At 41.3% G+C, this 20,754-nt stretch carries 24 protein-coding genes; 17 read left to right on the forward strand and 7 right to left on the reverse strand.

Annotation, left to right across the window (positions count from 1 at the left end; genetic code table 11):
* Positions 1-41 precede the first annotated feature (41 nt).
* Positions 42-1,541: a coproporphyrinogen III oxidase gene (locus ASC42_RS02675; protein ID WP_082435669.1), complete on the forward strand. Its 1,500-nt coding sequence runs from the start codon at positions 42-44 to the stop codon at positions 1,539-1,541.
* Between the two features lie 19 nt (positions 1,542-1,560).
* Here the strand turns inward: ASC42_RS02675 and ASC42_RS02680 are convergent, their stop codons facing one another.
* Positions 1,561-1,746: a YhzD family protein gene (locus ASC42_RS02680; RefSeq protein WP_032100944.1), complete on the reverse strand. Its 186-nt coding sequence runs from the start codon at positions 1,744-1,746 to the stop codon at positions 1,561-1,563.
* A gap of 122 nt (positions 1,747-1,868) precedes the next feature.
* Here ASC42_RS02680 and ASC42_RS02685 point away from each other — a divergent pair, with 122 nt between their 5' ends.
* The 3 genes from ASC42_RS02685 to ASC42_RS02695 all read left to right on the forward strand — a co-directional run bounded on the left by ASC42_RS02685 (position 1,869) and on the right by ASC42_RS02695 (position 3,835).
* A complete protein-coding gene (locus ASC42_RS02685) occupies positions 1,869-2,036 on the forward strand; it encodes a sporulation YhaL family protein (protein WP_055440438.1) in 168 nt (55 codons plus the stop codon).
* Between the two features lie 102 nt (positions 2,037-2,138).
* A complete protein-coding gene (gene serC, locus ASC42_RS02690) occupies positions 2,139-3,215 on the forward strand; it encodes a 3-phosphoserine/phosphohydroxythreonine transaminase (RefSeq protein WP_055440439.1) in 1,077 nt (358 codons plus the stop codon).
* Positions 3,216-3,313: 98 nt separating this feature from the next.
* Positions 3,314-3,835, forward strand: coding sequence for a tryptophan transporter (locus ASC42_RS02695; RefSeq protein ID WP_055440440.1), 522 nt, complete (start codon positions 3,314-3,316; stop codon positions 3,833-3,835).
* Positions 3,836-3,879: 44 nt separating this feature from the next.
* Here ASC42_RS02695 and yhzF read toward each other — a convergent pair whose 3' ends face one another.
* Complete coding sequence (gene yhzF, locus ASC42_RS02700; RefSeq protein ID WP_032100884.1) at positions 3,880-4,062, reverse strand: membrane protein YhzF; 183 nt, start codon at positions 4,060-4,062, stop codon at positions 3,880-3,882.
* Positions 4,063-4,196: 134 nt separating this feature from the next.
* Here yhzF and ASC42_RS02705 point away from each other — a divergent pair, with 134 nt between their 5' ends.
* Entirely contained in the window at positions 4,197-4,796 is a 600-nt protein-coding gene (locus tag ASC42_RS02705) for an HTH-type transcriptional regulator Hpr (protein ID WP_209424214.1), read from the forward strand.
* Here ASC42_RS02705 and ASC42_RS02710 read toward each other — a convergent pair.
* Positions 4,776-5,117 (reverse strand): YhaI family protein, encoded by a 342-nt coding sequence (locus tag ASC42_RS02710; RefSeq protein WP_055440442.1) that lies wholly within the window; start codon positions 5,115-5,117, stop codon positions 4,776-4,778. The genes ASC42_RS02705 and ASC42_RS02710 overlap by 21 nt on opposite strands.
* Positions 5,118-5,254: 137 nt before the next feature.
* Between ASC42_RS02710 and ASC42_RS02715 the strand changes: the two genes are divergently transcribed.
* Positions 5,255-5,434, forward strand: coding sequence for a hypothetical protein (locus ASC42_RS02715; protein WP_032100882.1), 180 nt, complete (start codon positions 5,255-5,257; stop codon positions 5,432-5,434).
* A 35-nt stretch (positions 5,435-5,469) separates the two neighbouring features.
* Here the strand turns inward: ASC42_RS02715 and ASC42_RS02720 are convergent, their stop codons facing one another.
* Complete coding sequence (locus ASC42_RS02720; RefSeq protein ID WP_009362001.1) at positions 5,470-5,562, reverse strand: YjcZ family sporulation protein; 93 nt, start codon at positions 5,560-5,562, stop codon at positions 5,470-5,472.
* Positions 5,563-5,727: 165 nt separating this feature from the next.
* Between ASC42_RS02720 and ASC42_RS02725 the strand changes: the two genes are divergently transcribed.
* Complete coding sequence (locus ASC42_RS02725) at positions 5,728-6,561, forward strand: peptidylprolyl isomerase (protein WP_055440443.1); 834 nt, start codon at positions 5,728-5,730, stop codon at positions 6,559-6,561.
* A 39-nt stretch (positions 6,562-6,600) separates the two neighbouring features.
* Here the strand turns inward: ASC42_RS02725 and ASC42_RS02730 are convergent, their stop codons facing one another.
* Positions 6,601-7,020 (reverse strand): HIT family protein, encoded by a 420-nt coding sequence (locus ASC42_RS02730; protein WP_055440444.1) that lies wholly within the window; start codon positions 7,018-7,020, stop codon positions 6,601-6,603.
* A 401-nt stretch (positions 7,021-7,421) separates the two neighbouring features.
* Between ASC42_RS02730 and ASC42_RS02735 the strand changes: the two genes are divergently transcribed.
* Positions 7,422-8,168, forward strand: a complete 747-nt coding sequence (locus tag ASC42_RS02735; RefSeq protein WP_209424215.1) for an ABC transporter ATP-binding protein — start codon at positions 7,422-7,424, stop codon at positions 8,166-8,168.
* A complete protein-coding gene (locus tag ASC42_RS02740) occupies positions 8,161-9,369 on the forward strand; it encodes an ABC transporter permease (RefSeq protein WP_055440446.1) in 1,209 nt (402 codons plus the stop codon). The genes ASC42_RS02735 and ASC42_RS02740 overlap by 8 nt, the downstream gene beginning before the upstream one ends.
* A 10-nt stretch (positions 9,370-9,379) precedes the next feature.
* Here the strand turns inward: ASC42_RS02740 and ASC42_RS02745 are convergent, their stop codons facing one another.
* Positions 9,380-10,555, reverse strand: a complete 1,176-nt coding sequence (locus tag ASC42_RS02745) for a M20 metallopeptidase family protein (RefSeq protein ID WP_141653484.1) — start codon at positions 10,553-10,555, stop codon at positions 9,380-9,382.
* A 96-nt stretch (positions 10,556-10,651) separates the two neighbouring features.
* Here ASC42_RS02745 and ASC42_RS02750 point away from each other — a divergent pair, with 96 nt between their 5' ends.
* Positions 10,652-11,020 (forward strand): rhodanese-like domain-containing protein, encoded by a 369-nt coding sequence (locus tag ASC42_RS02750; RefSeq protein ID WP_055440447.1) that lies wholly within the window; start codon positions 10,652-10,654, stop codon positions 11,018-11,020.
* 15 nt (positions 11,021-11,035) lie between these two features.
* Here ASC42_RS02750 and ASC42_RS02755 read toward each other — a convergent pair whose 3' ends face one another.
* The gene (locus tag ASC42_RS02755; RefSeq protein ID WP_082435670.1) at positions 11,036-11,542 is read right to left on the reverse strand and encodes an antibiotic biosynthesis monooxygenase family protein; all 507 of its coding nucleotides are present in this window, start codon (positions 11,540-11,542) and stop codon (positions 11,036-11,038) included.
* A 181-nt stretch (positions 11,543-11,723) separates the two neighbouring features.
* Here ASC42_RS02755 and hemE point away from each other — a divergent pair, with 181 nt between their 5' ends.
* From hemE to ASC42_RS02790, 7 genes are all read left to right on the forward strand, one after another.
* Positions 11,724-12,773, forward strand: a complete 1,050-nt coding sequence (hemE, locus tag ASC42_RS02760) for a uroporphyrinogen decarboxylase (protein WP_141653485.1) — start codon at positions 11,724-11,726, stop codon at positions 12,771-12,773.
* A 7-nt stretch (positions 12,774-12,780) separates the two neighbouring features.
* Positions 12,781-13,728 carry a ferrochelatase gene (gene hemH / locus ASC42_RS02765; protein WP_055440450.1) on the forward strand — a complete coding sequence of 316 codons (948 nt, stop codon included), beginning with the start codon at positions 12,781-12,783 and terminating at the stop codon, positions 13,726-13,728.
* Complete coding sequence (gene hemY / locus ASC42_RS02770) at positions 13,725-15,143, forward strand: protoporphyrinogen oxidase (RefSeq protein WP_055440451.1); 1,419 nt, start codon at positions 13,725-13,727, stop codon at positions 15,141-15,143. Before hemH ends, hemY begins: the two co-directional genes overlap by 4 nt.
* Positions 15,144-15,244: 101 nt before the next feature.
* Positions 15,245-15,814: a TetR/AcrR family transcriptional regulator gene (locus ASC42_RS02775; protein WP_055440452.1), complete on the forward strand. Its 570-nt coding sequence runs from the start codon at positions 15,245-15,247 to the stop codon at positions 15,812-15,814.
* A 74-nt stretch (positions 15,815-15,888) separates the two neighbouring features.
* Entirely contained in the window at positions 15,889-18,198 is a 2,310-nt protein-coding gene (locus tag ASC42_RS02780; protein ID WP_055440453.1) for a YhgE/Pip domain-containing protein, read from the forward strand.
* 135 nt (positions 18,199-18,333) lie between these two features.
* Positions 18,334-19,353 (forward strand): LacI family DNA-binding transcriptional regulator, encoded by a 1,020-nt coding sequence (locus tag ASC42_RS02785; RefSeq protein WP_055440454.1) that lies wholly within the window; start codon positions 18,334-18,336, stop codon positions 19,351-19,353.
* 38 nt (positions 19,354-19,391) lie between these two features.
* Positions 19,392-20,699, forward strand: coding sequence for an ABC transporter substrate-binding protein (locus ASC42_RS02790; RefSeq protein WP_055440455.1), 1,308 nt, complete (start codon positions 19,392-19,394; stop codon positions 20,697-20,699).
* The last annotated feature ends 55 nt before the right edge of the window (positions 20,700-20,754 follow it).

Raw genomic sequence — 20,754 nt, forward strand, 5'->3', positions numbered from 1 at the left:
CTTCTGTACACTTAAGTGAGTTTAATATTTTGAGGCGAAAGGTGATTTCATTGCGTATTGACATTTGCGGACTTGATCGAGTTGAATGTTTTCAACGCTCACTTGAGGTCATTACCGGTTTATTTTTTGAAGAGCAAGCGCTCTCTTTCGTACCGACAGAAGAAGCGAACGCGCGTGTGACGATTGCTGTGCATGAGAACAAGCAACTCATCGTTGTTGGTACGTTGCAAGATGAACACGGTGGCACGTATGAAGCTCGTTACGAACGATTGTGGAAAACAGAAGAAGAACAAGGGCGCATGAAGCAAGTGAAACATGCGGTTTCATATATATATTTATCACTTATGCAGCAATATACAAATTACATTCAAAAATGGGGTATTTTGACAGGTGTTCGTCCGGTGAAGTTACTCCATCAAAAACTGCGTTCCGGCTTAACGAGAGAAGAAGCACATCGCCAGTTGCGTGAAGATTATTTAGTGACGGATGAAAAAATTCAGCTCATGCAACAAATTGTTGATCGTCAGTTGGCGGTCGTACCAGATCTTTACGATTTATCGAACGAAGTAAGCATTTATATCGGCATTCCGTTTTGTCCGACGAAATGTGCATATTGCACATTCCCAGCCTATGCGATTCAAGGAAAACAAGGGTCCGTTGATGCATTTTTATTTGGATTACATTACGAAATGGACCAAATTGGCCGATTTTTGAAAGAGCGCAACATTCCGATTACGACAATTTATTACGGTGGCGGCACACCAACGAGCATTACGGCGGAAGAAATGGACGCATTATATGCGCACATGTATCGCGTGTTCCCAAACGTTGAGCATGTACGTGAAATTACAGTTGAAGCAGGAAGACCAGATACAATTACACGAGAGAAGCTCGCAGTGTTGAAAAAATGGAAAATTGACCGTATTAGCATTAACCCACAGTCATATATTCAAGAAACGTTGCGAGCGATTGGGCGCCATCATACGGTGGAAGAGACGATTGAAAAATTTCATCTCGCTCGCGAGGCTGGGATGAACAATATTAATATGGACTTAATTATCGGCTTGCCAGGAGAAGGCATCGAGCAGTTTGATTATACGCTGGCACAAACAGAAAAGCTGATGCCGGAGTCGTTAACGGTGCATACGTTGTCGTTTAAGCGTGCGTCTGAGATGACGAAAAATAAAGAAAAGTATAAAGTGGCGGATCATGATGAAATTAATGAAATGATGAAGCGGGCGGAACGATGGACGAGAGAAAAAGGTTATGTGCCGTATTATTTATATCGCCAAAAAAATATTCTCGGCAATTTAGAAAACGTCGGTTACGCTTTGCCGGGGCAAGAAAGCATTTATAACATTATGATTATGGAGGAGCAACAGTCAATTATCGGGTTAGGATGTGGTGCCTCAAGCAAATTCGTGCATCCAGAAACAAAAGCCATTACCCATTTTGCCAACCCGAAAGAACCGAAAGCGTATAATGAAAATTACGAACATTACACAAACGAAAAATTAAAAATGATGGAACAATTATTTTAGCCCCGAAATGATCGGGGCTTTACCGATGGAATAAAATGAGTTTGCCGCTCGATGTTGTACAGCGATGCGTCTTATGTTCAAACTGTTTTTCTTTTAACTTTTGTTCGCCGACTCGTTTTGCTTCTTCATCGCTTGCGGCAGTAAATGTTTCATCGAGCAATTTTTCACCCGTCTTTTCAAAAACAGTAAGCGTATATGTTTTCATCTTCCCAACCCCTTTCTTTCGCATATATTCGCTCCTTCATAAGCATTTCCTTCTTTCTATACGTCTATTTTTTCGCTTGTTTGCATATGTGTAAAGTAAGACAAGCTTAAAGGAGGATGTTTATGCTTATAACGTTGCTTATTGTCGGTATTGTGATGAGCGGATATATGGCGATTCGCGCGGCTAGGGAAGAACGGAAAATAGATGAGACGTTGCTTGAGAAAGAAGGGGAAGTGTATATGGAACGTATTCGGCAAGCACGTGAGCAACGACAAAAGGCCTTGGAATAAACAAGGTCTTTTCTTTTTTTAAAAATTCACAAAAAATTTTCTTCATTTTTTTGTGTTTCATGTTAGGATATATATTATTACATGACATGAGGGGGAAAAAGTGTGAAACGAGCGTACAATTTTAATGCAGGACCTTCTGCTTTGCCGCTTGCTGTGTTAGAGCGGGCACAAAAACAATTGCTCAACTTTCAACAAACAGGTATGTCTGTCATGGAGTTAAGCCATCGAAGCAAAGAATATGATGCGGTGCATGAGCGTGCCGAGATGTTGTTGCGCAAACTCATGAACATTCCAGACACGCATGATGTGCTTTTTTTACAAGGAGGAGCAAGTTTGCAGTTTTCGATGGTACCGATGAACTTGTTGAAGGAAGGAGAAGTCGGCAATTACGTGTTAACAGACTCATGGTCGGATAAAGCGATGAAAGAGGCGAAAAAAGTAGGGGCAACGCACGTCGCAGCTTCGTCGAAAGAAGAAAAGTATACATACATTCCGACGAACATCGAATTATCCGAACGTCCTGCGTATTTGCATATTACATCAAACAACACAATTGCCGGAACACAATGGCATGAATTTCCAAACGTGTCTGTCGACTTAATTGCGGATATGTCGAGTGATATTTTAAGTCGCCACATTGATGTGAGTCGTTTTGCGCTCATTTATGCGGGAGCGCAGAAAAATTTAGGTCCTTCAGGCGTGACGGTTGTTATCATTCGTAAAGATTTGCTAGCGAAAGGGGACGATCGTTTGCCGACGATGTTAAACTATCGCACATATAGCGAAAGCCGTTCGTTATACAACACCCCGCCAACATTTGCGATTTATATGTTATCGCTCGTGCTCGAATGGGTAGAAGAACAAGGCGGCGTTCAAGTGATTGAAAAGAAAAATGCGGAAAAAGCTGCGCTGTTGTACCGTTGTATTGATGAAAGTGAAGGTTTTTACAAAGGGCATGCAAAAAAAGAAAGCCGTTCGCATATGAATGTCACATTTACGTTGCCGAATGAAGAGCTCACAAAGAAGTTTTTAGCAGAAGCAAAAGAAAAGGGATTGATCGGGCTAGCTGGTCATCGTTCTGTCGGTGGTTGTCGGGCATCCATTTACAATGCAGTTGATATGGAAGCGTGTGAAGCGCTTGTACAGTTTATGGAAACGTTCCGAAAAAATATTTTTTGAAAATTTTTATTTTACCTCGGCACTTTAAAGTGCTATAATATTGTTAAACTTGTTTACAAGCTGAGAAGAGAAAAGAATGAGATGAGGAGAGATGAGAAATGAATACGAGAACGTTAGTATTGTTGTCGCTTTTTGTAGGTATTGGTTCGGTGTTGCACGCGGTCATTCCGGGGTTTTTCTTCGGAATGAAGCCAGATATGATGTTAACGATGATGTTTTTAGGCATTATGCTCTTTCCGAACAAAACGGCGGTTAGTTTGTTAGCTATTGCCACAGGTATCATTTCTGGCGTGACGACGAGTTTCCCAGGGGGATTTGTTCCGAACGTCGTTGATAAAGTCGTGACAGCTACACTCTTTTTCGGATTGTTTACGTTACTAAAGGCGAAAGCAACGCCATTGAAAGCGGCATTGCTGACTGCTGTAGGTACGTTCATTTCAGGTGCGACGTTTTTAGCTGTTGCGCTGGCCGTTGTTGGTTTGCCAGGGGGAGCAACGTTTGGTGGACTGTTCGTCGCTGTTGTCATTCCGACAGCGTTGGTCAATACGATTGCGATGATCGTCATTTATCCGATCGTGCAGTCGCTCATGAGACGAACATATACCGTTCCACAACAATAATAAAAAACCCGATCGTTTATGGTCGGGTTTTCCTTATATCGTTCTTACTGCATACGCATAAGTAAAAGGGTAACAGCGATAAAAAAAATGGCAAGGCTTCCAAACACGCTCATGCGCTGCTTTAACACTTTTTTCGGTGGATACATGCGCGCTTTATTCAACATAGAAAACGTGGCAATCGTCAAATATAAAAAAATTAACCCAATCGTCGCCGTTGCGATGACCATGTTTGTTCCCCCTAATTCGAAAAGTATATATTTAAATTTATTAAAAAATTCTAATATTTAATACTTTATTATTTATTGTTTTACTGGCATAATAAAAGAAAAAAAGAAGGAAATATGAAAAAGTGGGTGGAGAGATGAAAAGCACGGAACGACATTATTCTGTTAAAGAGGCGATGTTATTTAGTCAAAGAGTTGCCCAATTAAGCAAAGCATTATGGAAATCAATCGAAAAAGATTGGCAACAATGGATTAAACCATTTGACTTAAACATTAACGAGCATCATATTTTATGGATTGCATACCATTTAAAAGGGGCTTCCATTTCTGAAATCGCAAAGTTTGGTGTCATGCACGTATCAACGGCATTTAATTTTTCAAAAAAATTAGAGGAACGGGGATTGTTGTCGTTTTCGAAAAAAGAAGATGATAAGCGAAATACTTACATTGAACTGACAGAAAAAGGAGAAGAGATTTTATTAAAATTAATGGAGTCGTATGATCCAAAACGGACATCTGTTCTTCAAGGAATTCAACCGTTATATGAATTGTATGGTAAATTTCCAGAAATGTTAGAAATCATGTGTATGATCCGAAATGTGTACGGAGACGATTTTATGGAAATTTTTGAACGTTCTTTTCAAAACATTGAACAAGAGTTTGTTGAAGAACATGGGAAGTTAAAAAAGAAAGATGAGCAAAAAGAAGAAGTAGCTTCATTCGTTGAGCGTATGTAATAAACGTTGAAACTCTGTCATAAGCGGAACGAATAGCTGTTGTTGTTTTAACGCGTTAATCGTCTCGGCAAGTGGAAGGTTCGGATGAAGCGCACTCGCAAACTGTGTAAAAAGCGAGGTGAAGATGACGAAACCTTCCTCTTTTTGTTGTTTATATTGCTCACTTAATTGTTCACAAAGGTGTAATATACTTTCCACTTCCTCTTTTGTTAAGCCGTAACGAATGACAAGCGCGTAAAATGGCTTTTTTTCCGGTGTAATCATGTTCAACATGAGTGAACAATAATATTCGAGTTTTTCAATGCGTTGTTCAATGCTCATCTTTCGAAACTCCTTTAATGTACTTATGTGTATTATTTTACAGGAATAGTTGTGCAAATGAAATGTCCATTATTGATTTATCGAAAAAATCGTTGTAAAGTAGGGGAGTAAATACATAAAAACAGGAGGGGACCGGTTTGGCGCTTTATTTTATACCCCTTGCGACGGTTGTACTTTTCATTATTAATCAGCTAACAAATGCTCTTTGTATTCAAAAAGAAATTCCTGAAGAGAAACAGCCGAAAGTATTTCGTACAATTAATGTCCTTATTACCATTTTACTTATTTCTTCCTACATCGAAGTGTTGTTTGCGTAAAAAAGCTGACAGTGTCCCTGTCAGCTTTCTTTCGTTTAGTATAACCAAGCGGCACCAACAATAATTAATAAAATAAACAACACAACGATTAACGCAAATCCGTTTGCATATCCTACTCCTGCACCCATAGACGACACCTCCTTTCGTATATGAAGGCGTTGCGACGCTTTGACAATGTATTGTATGTCACTAGAGGTTAAATGGTATGGGCGCATACGTGCTTTATTTTAGCTTTCGGAAAAAATATGGTATAGTATGTTTTGTGTACATTTATAGATAGGAGTTGTGGGAGAATGAAAAAATGGACAGTTGCCATGTCGGCAGCAGCGATGCTTGCGCTTTCGGCTTGTAATAACGGATCGGACGTTGTCGTCGAAACGAAGGAAGGCAACATTACAAAGGAAGAATTGTATAACGAAATGAAAGAACGTTACGGCAAAGACGTCTTACGCGATCTCGTACATGAGAAAGTGTTAAGTAAAAAATTTAAAGTAACGGATGAAGAGCTAAATAAGGAAATCGAGAATTTAAAAGAGATGTATGGTGTTCAATATGATTTAGCGGTGCAACAAAATGGAGAAGAAGCCATTCGAGATATGGTCAAACTTGATTTGTTGCGCCAAAAAGCAGCAATGGAAGATATTAAAGTGTCGGATGAAGAGTTGAAAAAATATTACAATGAGTATAAGCCGAAAGTGAAAGCAAGCCACATTTTAGTCGAAGATGAAAAGACAGCAAAAGAAATTAAAGCGAAGCTAGAAAAAGGAGAAGATTTCGCGAAATTAGCCAAAGAATATTCGAAAGATACAGGTTCGGCACAAAAAGGTGGCGATTTAGGCTGGTTCGGACCTGGAAAAATGGTCGAAGAGTTTGAAAAGGCAGCGTATGCGCTAAATGTTGGTGAAATTAGTGATCCAGTGAAAACGCAATTTGGTTACCATATTATTAAAGTAACAGATAAAGAAAAGAAAAAGTCATTTGACGAAATGAAAGAAGAAATTGAATATGAAGTAAAGAAAAGCAAGCTCGATACATCGAAAGTACAATCGAAGCTTGACAAACTGATGAAAGAAGCAAATGTAGACATTAAAGATAAATCGTTAAAAGATGCGTTAAAGAGCGAGTAATAACGACGAAAGAAGGTGTCCTATGCGGACACCTTCTCTTTATAACGATTGTTTAATTTGTGCGGCAATATGTTGCAAGTCATCAAATGTATAGTCGCTTTGATGTGATTTCCATACGGCTCCAAATCCATCCCCTTTACCATATCGTGGAATAATGTGCATGTGATAATGGAACACCGTTTGGCCTGCGATTTCTCCGTTATTGCTTAAAATATTGACGCCTTCTGGTGAAAACTGTTCGCGAATCGCATGAGCGATTGTAGGAACAACTTCAAATACACGTTGAGCTATTTCCGATGTTAACTCGTAAATGTTTTCTTTATGTACTTTCGGTACGACAAGCGTATGTCCTTTCGTCACTTGACTAATGTCTAAAAAGGCGATGACATGGTCATTTTCAAATACTTTTGCACAAGGGATGTCCCCGTTTATAATTTTACAAAAAATACAGTCGCTCATGATGACGCCACCTTTCTTTCCATTTTGTCTTTATTTTACCACACAATTGTCGTTTCGGAAAACGGAAAGAGCAGGATGCGCATCGCATCCTGCCCGTTGAAGAGGGAGCTTCATGATTACGTGTCTTTTGGGAACACCTCATTTACGAGTAGAGTCAGTTACGCGTTCGTGAGTATGACGTTGTTCAAGATGACCATCCCCTTTTCAGGGAGTGTTTTCGTTGTTACAGGCTAGCTAATGTGCGGCCCGTAGACACCTCATTTCATCGTGTTCTTGAACTTGCTTTGTTGCTCACTGCGACTTACTACTTGTTTGTCCCTCTTCGCTACTTATCATAACCCGTTTTTCTTTTCGTTATTCATTTGTTAAAATAAAAAATAATCATATACGAAAGGGAAGCGATGATGGCACTATTACAAGTCCAACACATATTTGGAGGTTATACGAAACAAAACATTTTAGATGACGTATCGTTTACTGTACATGAAGGGGAGATTGTTGCATTAATCGGGTTAAATGGAGCAGGAAAAAGCACGACGATTAAACATATTATCGGATTGATGCAACCGCGCAAAGGGACAATTACGATGAACGGAATGACGTTTCGAGACGATCCAACACAATATCGTGCACAATTTACATACATTCCAGAAATGCCTGCTTTGTACGAAGAATTAACGCTAGAAGAACATTTGCGTCTGACCGCCATGGCGTACGGTGTACGTGATGAGGAATATGAACAACGTGTACCTAAACTGCTAAAGGCGTTTCGACTTGAGAACAAATTAGGTGCGTTCCCTGCTTTTTTTTCCAAAGGAATGAAACAAAAAGTGATGATTATGTGCGCTTTTTTAGTGGACGTTCCGCTTTACATAATTGATGAACCGTTTGTTGGATTAGATCCGCTCGCCATTCAAGCATTGCTGCAACTTATTGATGAACGAAAAAAGCAAGGAGCGGGTATTTTGATGTCGACGCACATTTTAGCGACAGCAGAGCGATATTGCGATTCGTTTGTCATTTTGCATAACGGGCAAGTGAAAGCGGCGGGATCATTACCGATGCTTCAAGAACAGCTACATATGCCTCATGCAACGCTCGATGATATATATATCGAATTAACGAAGGAAGAGACGAACGATGATTGATGGAAAACAGTTATGGAAAAAGCGGTTTATTGCTTATGTAGCAGAAGTAAGACGATATGGCCGATATATGTTTAATGACCATTTATTGCTCGTCTTGTTTATCGGGATAGGAGTAGGGGCTGTTGTTTATAAGCGAGCGGTCGATGAGCTCATATCGTTTCCATATGCTGTAATCGCTTCATTTATATTTGCTTTATTTAGCACACAAAGCAGGGTGCGCACGTTATTAAAAGAAGCGGATGCGGTGTTTCTTCTTCCATTAGAGCAACAGCTCCGTCCGTATTTTTGGCGCGCAAGCATATATAGCTTTTTCGTTCATTTGTATGTTTCATTCATTGTATTCGTTATGTTTCTTCCACTCCATTTAAAGTTTTCGGAGCAGTCACCTTTGGTTGTCATCATTGCGACGATGGCGTTAAAAGGGTGGAATATGTTCATTCAATGGAATGAAGATGCTCGAATAGGGCGCCATCTCTTTTCGTTGTTCGTTCGTTTTTTCATGAACGTGTTGTTTTTTTATTTCTTACTTGTGAAGCAATACGGATTTATAGCGGTCATTATTTTACTTATGATTATTATTGCGTTACATGTAGAGCGTAGAGGAAAAAAAGTTGGACTTCAATGGGAACAGTTGCTTGCCGAAGAACGGCGACGAATGCAAACATTTTATCGGCTCGTTTACGCGTTTGTTGATGTGCCTCACATGAAACATACGGTAAAAAAACGAATGTGGCTTCGTTTCGTTTTCCATTTGCTCGATCGTTTGTATATGCGACCGTATACGTATTTGTATATGCGACCGTATACGTATTTGTATGTGCGTACATTTTTTCGTGCCGGTGACTATTTTGGTTTGTTCGTTCGCTTGACAGCAATCGGCAGTGTCTTCATTTTTACATTGCCTCGCGGTGTGGAGTGGTTTGCCCTTTTATGTTCGTATGCGACGGCTGTTCAATTACTTTCGCTTCGTTCGTACCATCGAGGGCATCCACTGCTCTTCCTTTATCCGTTGTCATCCGTTGAGGCGCATCGGTCATTTATGCGTGTGTTATTTACTATTGGAATGAACCAGGCGCTTATTTTCGCTATCGTTGCATATATAGCTCATGGTGTTTTCCCTATGCTACTGACGCTTTTTATTGTTTTAGCATGTTACATAGCGATGATGCTTTATGTAAGAAAAATGAGAGAAGAGGCTTGAGCCGCTTCTCTCATTTGTCCATATATTGAATGGCTGTAAGACCGAGCGTTTTCGCCGCGATAAGCATTGCGCGTTCATCAAAATCAAATTTCGGATGATGATGCGGAAAGGCAGCGGTTGTCATTTTTGCTTTTGCCCCTGTAAAGAAAAACGTTCCTTTTACATGTTGTAAATAATAGGCGAAATCTTCACCGCCCATATGCGGATGAATTTCGACTACATCGGTTACCTCTTCGATTTCACGGGCGACGGAGACGAGAAATTTCGTTTCGTCCTCATGATTCACAACAGGTGGATAGCCGCGCATATATGTGTATTCGTATGTACAACCGTTGGCGATACATGTACCTTTAACAATTTGTTCAATTTCTCGTTCAATGTCGTCACGTACTTGTTCCGAAAACGTCCGTACCGTCCCGACTAACGTAGCACGATCGGCAATGACGTTAAATGCATTGTCGGAAACGAATGAGCCAATAGAAACAACAGCAGGTTCAAGCGGATTGACGCGACGGCTGACGATTTGTTGTAAATGTAACACTAGCTGTGATGCCGTAACGATCGCATCTTTTGTTTTGTGTGGCTCTGCTCCGTGGCCACCAGAACCTTGAATGATGATTTGAAAGCGGTCTGCCGCTGCCATGATCGGTCCCATACGATATTGAATGACGCCTGTCGGCTCTGTTGCCCATAAATGTGTGCCGAAAATTGCATCCACTCCTTCTAAACAACCATCTTCAATCATCGCTTTTGCCCCACCCGGCGCATATTCTTCTGCATGTTGATGAATGCAAACGATCGTGCCGCACCAATGTTCGCGTAATTCATAAAGCGCTTTGGCAAGAACAAGTAGTGTGGCAGTATGACCATCGTGTCCACATGCGTGCATGACACCCGGCATTGTTGATTTATATGGCACATCTTTTTCATCTTGGATCGGAAGAGCATCAAAATCCGCTCGAAGCGCAACCGTTTTTCCGCCTGGTTGACCTTGAATCGTTGCAACTACCCCGTTTCCTCCGACATTTGTTCGCACAGGAATGCCAAGCTGTTCGTAGTAATTTGCAATATACGTTGCTGTTTTATACTCTTGAAACGACAGTTCAGGATATTGATGCAAATGGCGACGAATCGTAACCATTTCGTTGTAATATTCGTCAAGCTTTGCAAATAGTAATGTTTTCACACGCACCGCTCCTTCTGTTTTTTACCATTATACCATCGTTGACAAATCATCGAAAACGGGTTAATATACCCATATACGTATTTAGGAGGAGAATACATGGGCACATGGATCAATGTTGTTCTAATTATTTTGCTTATTTATTTTGTAGCAACAAAAATGTTACCAACAAAAGGTGTAGAACATATTACACCAGATGAGTTAAAAGAAAAATTAAAACAAACGAAAGACCGTCAATTTATTGATGTACGCACACCAGCAGAATATCGTGCGCGCAACATTCGCCAATTTAAAAACATTCCGCTTCATCAATTGGCTGATAAACTACATGAGCTCGATCGTGAAAAAGAGACGATCGTTATTTGTCAAAGTGGCATGCGCAGCAATCAAGCGGCCAAAATATTAGCGAAAAATGGATTTAAGCGTGTCGTGAATGTACGTGGCGGCATGAATGCTTGGAACGGGTAAAAGGCTGACAAAACGTCAGCCTTCTTTTATGACGGTGTATGTTGTCACATATGACGGACGTGGAAAAATGGATCGTTGTTGGTCAATTCCTTTTTCTGTGCCACGTTTTTCATGTGCTTTTTCGTAAGCTTTGGACTGTTGCCAACGACGAAAGGCGCTTTCATTTTCCCACGTCGTCATAATGACGTATGTGTCGCTTTTTAACGGACGTAACACGCGAATGGAGACAAATCCAGGTTCTTTTTCGATTAAGCGCGCACGTTGTTGAAAACGATGTTCAAATAACGGCCTTCCTTCATCAGTAACAGGAATATTATTGCAAACAACGAATGATCCACCTAACGGACCAACTGCATCTAGCACTTCGTATGGACGGGGCTCATGAAAAACGCTTGTTCCTTCCGTTTCATGGATAAGCATGCCATGATCTTCATCGTATACAAGCAACATATGTTCATTTGCATATTGGCTACGCAGTCGTTGCAAATAGTCGATTGTGCCATTTGTCATAAATATGTACATCCATATCATCTCCTTCCATTCACTACTCATATTTTACCACTTTCTTTTCTTCTTGGCGATTTCATGAACGTTGCGCATTATTACTACCCAGACGGTGAAAAAATCGGTATAGTTGTGTTAGTGGAAACAAATGAGCAATTTCGCTACACTTATAATAGAAGCGATTACATAACGAGAAAGGATGGACATAATGATTAAAAACGATACATTTTTACGTGCCTGTCGCGGAGAAGCAACGGAATACGTCCCGGTGTGGTATATGAGACAAGCAGGGCGTTCGCAGCCAGAATATCGTGCGTTAAAAGAAAAATATTCACTTTTTGAAATTACACATCAGCCGGAGTTATGCGCATATGTCACACGTTTGCCTGTCGAACAATATAACGTCGATGCGGCCATTCTTTATAAAGATATTATGTCACCGCTTCCAGCGATCGGTGTCGACGTCGATATTAAAGCGGGCATTGGACCAGTGATTGACAATCCGATTCGCTCGCTTGCGGATGTCGAGCGTCTTGGGGAGATTGATCCAGAAAGCGATGTGCCGTATGTGCTTGAAACGATTCGTCTATTGACGAAAGAACAACTGACTGTTCCACTTATTGGTTTTTCTGGTGCGCCGTTTACTTTAGCAAGCTATATGATTGAAGGTGGACCGTCGAAAAACTATAATAAAACGAAAGCTTTCATGTATGCCGAGCCAAAAGCATGGTTTGCCTTGATGGATAAGCTAGCAGACATGACGATTCGCTACGTGAAAGCGCAAATTCGCGCCGGCGCAAGCGCCATTCAAATTTTCGACTCATGGGTTGGGGCGGTGAACGTCGCAGATTATCGTTATTTCATTAAACCGACGATGGAGCGTATTTTTACAGCGCTTCGCGACGAAAACGTTCCGCTTATTATGTTCGGCGTTGGAGCGAGCCATTTAGCGAAAGAATGGCATGACTTACCGCTTGACGTTGTCGGCTTAGATTGGCGCTTATCGATTCGTGAAGCGCGCGAGATGGGGCTTACAAAAGCGCTACAAGGCAATTTAGATCCAGCTGTATTGCTCGCCCCATGGGAAGTCATTGAAGAGCGCGTTAAACAAATTTTAGATGAAGGCATGGCGCATGAAGGTGGATACGTATTTAACTTAGGGCACGGCATTTTCCCACAAATCAAGCCGGAGACGTTAAAACGACTTACAGCATTTATTCACGATTATTCAGCAAAAAGAAAAGGATGAATAAACGATGTCAAAAAAAGTCATGGGATTGCTTGTTATGGCATATGGCACGCCATATAAAGAAGAAGATTTGGAGAGATATTATACACATATTCGACATGGCCGCAAACCGTCGGAAGAGATGCTAGCAGATCTTCGCGAACGCTATGAAGCAATTGGAGGCATTTCCCCGCTTGCAGCCATTACAAAACAACAAGCGGAAAAGCTTGCCGAGCGACTGAATGAAGTGCAGGATGATATTGAATTTCGCATGTATTTAGGATTGAAGCATATTGAACCGTTCGTTGAAGATGCCGTTCGACAAATGTATGAAGACGGAATAGAGGAAGCGGTTTCGATCGTATTAGCCCCGCATTTTTCGACATTTAGTGTGAAATCATACAACGGACGGGCGAAAGAAGAAGCGGCTCGCTTAGGCGGACCGAAATTGACATGTGTGGAAAGTTGGTATACTGAACCGAAATTTATTCAATATTGGGCCGAGCGAGTAAAAGAAACGTACGCTTCGATGACTGAACGAGAGCGGGAAAAAGCGGTGTTGATCGTTTCAGCCCACAGCTTGCCTGAAAAGATTATCGCGATGGGGGATCCGTACCCAAAACAACTACAAGAAACAGCCGATTTCATTGCAAAAGAAGCAGGTGTTTCGGAATACGTCACTGGTTGGCAAAGTGCAGGAAATACGCCAGAACCGTGGTTAGGTCCTGATGTGCAAGATTTAACGCGACAACTATACGAAGAAAAGGGCTACGAGGCTTTTGTATATGTTCCAGCTGGCTTTGTCGCTGACCATTTAGAAGTGTTGTACGATAACGACATTGAATGTAAGCAAGTAACGGACGAACTTGGTGTGAGTTACTATCGTCCGGCGATGCCAAATGCGCATCCGCAGTTTATTGACGCCCTTGCAACCGTTGTGTTAAACCATTTACGTAAAGAAGGCGGATCATTATGAAAAAGAAAGTCGTCATTATTGGCGGTGGTATGACAGGATTAACGGCAGCGTATTATTTGCAAAAAGAGGCACATGAAAAGCAGCTGCCAATTTCCTGTGAATTAATTGAAGCGAGCCATCGACTGGGAGGGAAAGTACAAACCGTTTATCGCGACGGATTTATCATTGAACGAGGGCCAGATTCTTTTTTGGCACGAAAAATGAGCGCCTCACGCCTCATTCACGAAGTCGGACTTGAAAAAGAGCTCGTGCATAATACGGCCGGTCAATCGTACATTCTTGTCAATCGAACGCTTCATCCAATTCCAGGTGGTGCGGTGATGGGTATTCCGACAAAAATCGCACCGTTTGCCATGACGCGTCTCTTTTCTCCGTTTGGTAAACTGCGCGCAGCAGCTGACTTTGTTTTGCCACCGTTAAAAGCGCAAGGAGACGTATCGCTCGGACAATTTTTCCGTCGTCGCCTCGGCAATGAAGTTGTTGATCGTCTCATTGAACCTTTACTATCAGGTATTTATGCAGGAGATATTGACCAGCTCAGTTTAATGGCGACGTTCCCACAGTATTTCCATTTAGAGCAAAAACACGGAAGTCTTGTGTTAGGAATGAAGCGGTCGATGCCGAAACAAAAAACGAAGCAAAAAAGCGACAAAGGCATTTTTCAAACGTTAAAAACAGGATTGTCGTCTCTCGTTGATGCGATAGAGCAAAAGCTAGAAAAAGGAACGGTGCATAAAGGGATACGTGTTGATCGTATTGAAAAAGTCGGTGAGCGCTACGTTTTAACGTTAAGCAACGGGGCGAAAAAAGAGGCGGATAGCGTCATTATTGCTGTTCCGCACCAATCATTGACATCGCTTTTTCCAAATGAAACGATGTTTTCTTCTTTTGAAACGATGCCATCTACGTCTGTTGCAACGGTCGCATTAGCGTTTCCGAAAGAAGCGGTAGCGAAAGATATGAACGGGACAGGGTTTGTCGTCTCACGCGATAGCGACTATACGATTACCGCATGTACGTGGACGCATAAAAAATGGCCACATACGACACCAGAAGGGTACGTTTTGTTGCGTTGTTACGTCGGTCGACCTGGTGATGAAGCGATTGTTGATCAAACAGACGACGATATCGTCCAAGTCGTGATGGACGATTTGAATAAAGTGATGAATATGACGATGAATCCGATGTTTTCGATTGTGACGCGCTGGAAACAATCGATGCCGCAATACACGGTCGGTCATCGTGAACGAATGGAGCGCGTGAAACAAGATATGCAACAATATCTTCCAGGCGTCTTTTTAGCAGGAAGTTCGTATGAAGGTCTTGGGCTTCCAGATTGTATCGATCAAGGAGAAGAAGCGGTAAAAAAAGTGTTACATTATTTAGCTTATACGAAAGAAAAGGTGTCATTATAATATTAGGCACCTTTTTTTCTTGCAAACATATGTCCATTATGATAAGATGTAAAACGAAATGACCAAAATGTTCATTTAGTCAAAATAAAGGATGAACGCCTATGTCAGAAAAAAGAAAACAAATTATTGAAGCGGCAACGAAGTCGTTTTCGCTTTTTGGTTATAAAGCGACGACGATGGATCAAGTGGCGAAAATGGCGAATGTCGGTAAAGGGACGATTTATACGTTTTTCAAAAGCAAAGAAGAACTGTTAGAAGAAATCGTTTCTTCGATTATTTCTGAAATCAAGCATGAGGCAGATGCGGCAATTGATCAACATTTATCGTTTAAAGAAAATGTACAACGTGCTTTGCAACGTATTTTTACGTTTCGCAAAGAGCATGAATTGACGATCAAGCTGTTACAAGAAGTGCGTGATATCGGCACGCCAGCTGTACGTGATGTGATGAAGCGGCTTGATCGTGAAATGATTGCTTACGTTCGTGAAAAAATAGAAGAGGCGATGGCAAAAGGGGAAATCCGTTCGTGTGATCCCGAATTAACAGCATTTTTAATGTTTAAAATGTATATTGCTTTAAACGTTGATTGGGAAAAAGAACATGAACCATTACCGCAACAAAAAATGGCTGAACTGTTTGATTTGTATTTATTAAAAGGATTATCTCGATGATGATCCTTCTCTTTTTTGCAAGAAATGACTAAATGAACAAATTGGTCAATATTTTTAAAAAGGGGGTTGAGCATATGCATACATTCCGATTATTGATGCAAGAAATTAAAGCGGTCACGTCCAATCGGAAAGTGCTTATTCCGGTTATCGCTGTCTTATTTATCCCGCTTTTATATAGTGGTATGTTTTTATGGGCGTTTTGGGATCCGTACGATCATTTAGACGATTTACCTGTCGCTGTTGTCAATCATGACAAAGGCGCGACATTTGAAGGGGAAGAACTTCATATTGGTGACGATCTCGTTGACAAGTTAAAAGAAAAAAAACAATTTGATTGGCATTTTGTAAGCCAACGTGAAGGGGAAAAAGGATTAAAAGAACAACGATATTATATGCTTATTGAAATTCCAGAAGATTTTTCAAAAAACGCAACGACGTTACAAGATAATCATCCGAAAAAGCTTCAACTTATTTACAAGCCAAATGAAGGATTTAACTTTTTATCTGCCCAAATCGGTGGAACAGCGGTTGAAAGAATTAAAACAGAAGTAGCAAAAACATTAACTGAAACGTATGCCGAAAACATGTTTGAGAGCGTAAAAACGTTGGCAGATGGATTAACGAAGGCGAGCGACGGAGCAAAACAATTGCATGACGGACTGATGGATGCAAAAGAAGGAACGAATAAGCTATATGATGGAATGAAAAAAGCGCAAGATGGCTCCGATGAATTGTATCGCCATTTAGAAACGCTTGCAGAAAAATCCATTACATTTACGAACGGCTTGCATCAGGCGGCTGACGGTTCAATGCAAGTTCAAACTGGTGTTCAAACGCTTCATGACGGGATGAAGCGCATGGTAGATGGGCAAGGACAATTGCTTGCGGGAGCACAGCAAACAAAAGAAGGGACAACGAAACTGGCTTCAGGTGCACATCGTGTGCTTGAAGGAATGAAAGCACTCGATGCTCGTATGCCACAGCTTTTACAAGGTTCAGAACAATTAAGTGGCGGAGCGGAAAAATTAGCTACGTCGCTTGCCAAGTGGCGACAAGGAGCGTCGCAAGTTCAAACAGGTGCAACACAAGTGACAGGTGGGTTAGAGCAGTTAGCTGCACAACTTGATGCGCTTATTGCGCAAACGTCAGACCCGATGCAAAAAGCCGTATATGAGCAGTTCAAACAAAATGTTGAGCGATTATCACTAGGAAGCAAACAAGTAGAAACAGGTGTTGCACAGTTAAATGATGGTGCTCAAGCGTTACAAGCAGGGGCGACGTCTTTAAGCGAAGGGGCAAAGAAGCTACATGAAGGGCATACGGCTCTTGATAGCGGCGTAAACCAACTGCTTGCTGGGCAACAACAACTCGCTGATGGGGCAAATGCGTTAGTGAACGGGCAAGAACAGATTGTTTCGGGCATGAATACGTTACATGAAAAAATGCAAGAAGCGGAGCAAGGAACAGCGAAACTAGCAAATGGTAGTCAAACACTTACTTCTGGTTTGCAGACTCTTGCGAATGGAGGCGACCAACTGCAAGACGGTGCGCATCGGTTAGCGGATGGTGCACAACAATTAGCGAACGGAATGAATGAACTAACGAATGGTACAGAAAAATTACAAGATGGAATGAATCAGCTTTCGGATGGTTCAGGAGAACTAGCAGATAAATTAAATGAAGGTGCCAAAAAAGCAAGCGACGTCAAAGCAAACGAAGACGTATATAACATGTTTGCTGAACCGGTGAAAGTAAAAAATGAAAGAATCAATGAAGTGCCAAACTACGGAACAGGATTTACACCATATTTCTTGTCATTAGGATTGTTTGTTGGGGCGCTTTTACTTTCGATCGTCTTTCCACTCCGTGAACCAGCTGGGGTGCCACGCTCACCGTTTCAATGGTTTTTTGCGAAATTTGGTGTACTCATTGGTGTAGGTGTGTTACAAGCACTCCTTGCCGATAGCGTATTGCTTTTTGGGCTCGATTTACAAGTGAAAAGCGTTTCGTTATTCATTTTATTTAGCGTGGTGACAAGCATTGCCTTTTTATCAGTCATTCAATTTCTCGTGACTGTTTTTGGTGACCCAGGGCGATTTATCGGGATTGTCGTCTTAATTTTACAATTGACAACAAGTGCCGGAACGTTTCCGCTTGAATTAATTCCACGTGCGTTGCAACATTTTAACGCATGGCTTCCAATGACATATTCTGTTTTCGGATTAAAAGCGGTCATTTCAAGCGGCGACTTCTCGTTTATGTGGGAAAACGTCGGAAAGTTGCTCATGTTTATTGTTGTGATGATGGCGGGAACGATAACGTATTTTACAATCCAACATCGTCGCCAATTTACAACAATTGTAGAACAAGCTTCTGAAGCGTAATATGCTTCGGGAGCTTTTTGTTTATAAAAAATTTTTTAAAAAATTAACTTGCATATACAAGGCGATGTAAGTATAATATGAATATGAAAACGATTTCATTCGTTTCTTTTCAATTGAAATAAGGGGGATGGAAGGATGGCGACGATTGAAGATGTCGCCAAGCTAACAGGGCTTTCACGGACGACGATTTCGCGCGTCATAAACAATCACCCGTACGTGTCAGAAGAGAAACGAAAGCTCGTGCTTGAAGCGATGGAAAAGTTAGGATATGTACCTAATTCATCGGCGAGAAGTTTGCGAAATCAAAAAACAAGTATTTTAGCGCTATTTATTCCGCGAATTACAAATCCGTTTTTTAGTGAGCTTGTAGAAGCGACGGAAATCGCAGCAGCGGAACATGGCTACCAGCTTATTATTTGTCAGACTCGCTATTCGCCGGAAAAAGAATTAAACTATATGAATTTATTGAAAACGAAACAAGTTGACGGGGTTATTTTGGCTTCCATTCAAAATGAATGGAAAAAGTTAAAACCTTTTTTACAGTATGGGCCGATTGTTCTTTGTAATGAGTTTGATGACTGTGCAAACGTTCCAACCGTTCGGCTCGACCAAGTGTATGGGGGATACATAGCAACGAAACATTTACTTGAACGCGGGCATACGAAAATTGCTTATTGTTCTGGTGGCTATCGGAGCAATGTCGCACAATCGCGAGAAATCGGTTTTAAAAAAGCGCTAGCAGAATATAAAATGATATTCGATGAACGGTACGCGTTTCGTGATGTGTTTCACATCGCGGATGGAAAGCGCGTATTTCATCAAATGATGGCGCTTTCGGAGAGACCGACTGCTGTATTTACCGGAAGCGATGAAGTGGCGGCTGGCATTATATCTGAAGCGTTAAGATGTGGCTATCGCATCCCTGAAGATTTAGCTGTTGTGGGCTTTGACAATCAAGCGATTACCGAGCTAACGAATCCGACAATTACAACTGTACATCAACCAGTCAAACAAATGGCACAAAAAGCGGTGGATATTATTGTTGAGAAAATTCAGACAAAAAAATATGAAGTAAAAGAAATTTACGAATTTCCACTTCAGCTGATTGTGCGCGCATCGACAGTGGGTAGCGAGCTTCATGAAAGTGAAGCTTGACATACATTTCAAGTTATTAAATAAAGGGGGATTTTTTCATGAAGAAGGCAACAAAATTTTCTTCTGCGTTGTTAGCGCTTACACTTGGCTTAACGGCTTGTTCTGGCGGTCAAGACACGGACAAAAAAGAAACGACGGACAAAAAAGACGATGCAAAAAAATCGGAAGAAGTTGTAAAAATCGTTTATGCTCGTGGTAAAGATGCAACAAAAGCGACAGACGAAATCGTGAAAGCGTTTGAAGCAAAGTATCCAAACATTGATGTCGAATTTCGTGAAATGCCTTCAGACACAGGGGCGCAGCACGATGCATACGTGACAATGTTAAACGCAAAATCATCTGAAATTGATGTGATGGATTTAGACGTGATTTGGCCAGCAGAATTTGCGCAAGCCGGATATGTTCTCCCGCTTGATCGTTTCATTGAAAAAGACGGCATTGATTTAAGCACATATAACCAAGGTGCGCTTGCAGCTGGAAACTTCGACGGAAAACAATGGGCGATGCCGAAATTTATTGACACAGGACTATTATTCTATCGTAAAGATATCGTGCCAGAAGATAAAGTGCCGAAAACATGGGATGAATTGTTAGCGGCTGCACGTGAGTTTAAAGGAAAAGGCGGCACACAATTCGGATACTTAATGCAAGCAAAACAATACGAAGGATTAGTATGTAACGCGATTGAATTTATTGCGGCATACGGTGGAAAAATCGTTGATGAAAACAACAACGTTGTCGTCAACAGCCCTGAAACAATTAAAGGATTAAAGAAAATGGTTGAAATTGCAACATCTGACGTTGTACCAAGCAACATTACAACATTTACAGAGCCAGAGTCTCATACAGCGTTTATTGAAGGGCAATCATCGTTTATTCGCAACTGGCCATATCAATACGCGTTAGCAAACGATCCAGAGCAATCAAAAATTGTTGATAAAGTAGGCGTTGCGCCACTACCTGCCGGTGATAAAGGTTCAGCAGCTGCATTAGGTGGATGGATGACAGCAATTAACGCATATTCGAAAAATAAAGAAGCGGCTTGGGAATTTGTGAAGTTTATGACCGGTCCAGAAGGTCAAAAAATTTCTGCGATCTATGGTGGTTTAGCGCCAACGCTTCCAGCGTTATTTAAAGATGAAGAAGTATTGAAGGCGAATCCGTTCTTTGCAGAACAAGGTTTCGTTGATGGGTTAAATGCAGCGGTACCACGTCCAGTTGTGCCAAACTATCCAGAAGTATCTGAAATTATTCAAATTAACGTATCAAAAGCCATTGCTGGACAAATTACAGTTGAAGAAGCAGTTGCGAACATGGAAAAAGAAATTAAAGCAGTGATGCAGTAGTTGCACGTTAGCCTTCAGCCTCATGTGAGCGCTGAAGGCTAAATCCTTTGCATAA

This window comes from Anoxybacillus suryakundensis, assembly GCF_001418025.1.
Taxonomy (GTDB): domain Bacteria; phylum Bacillota; class Bacilli; order Bacillales; family Anoxybacillaceae; genus Anoxybacillus; species Anoxybacillus tengchongensis.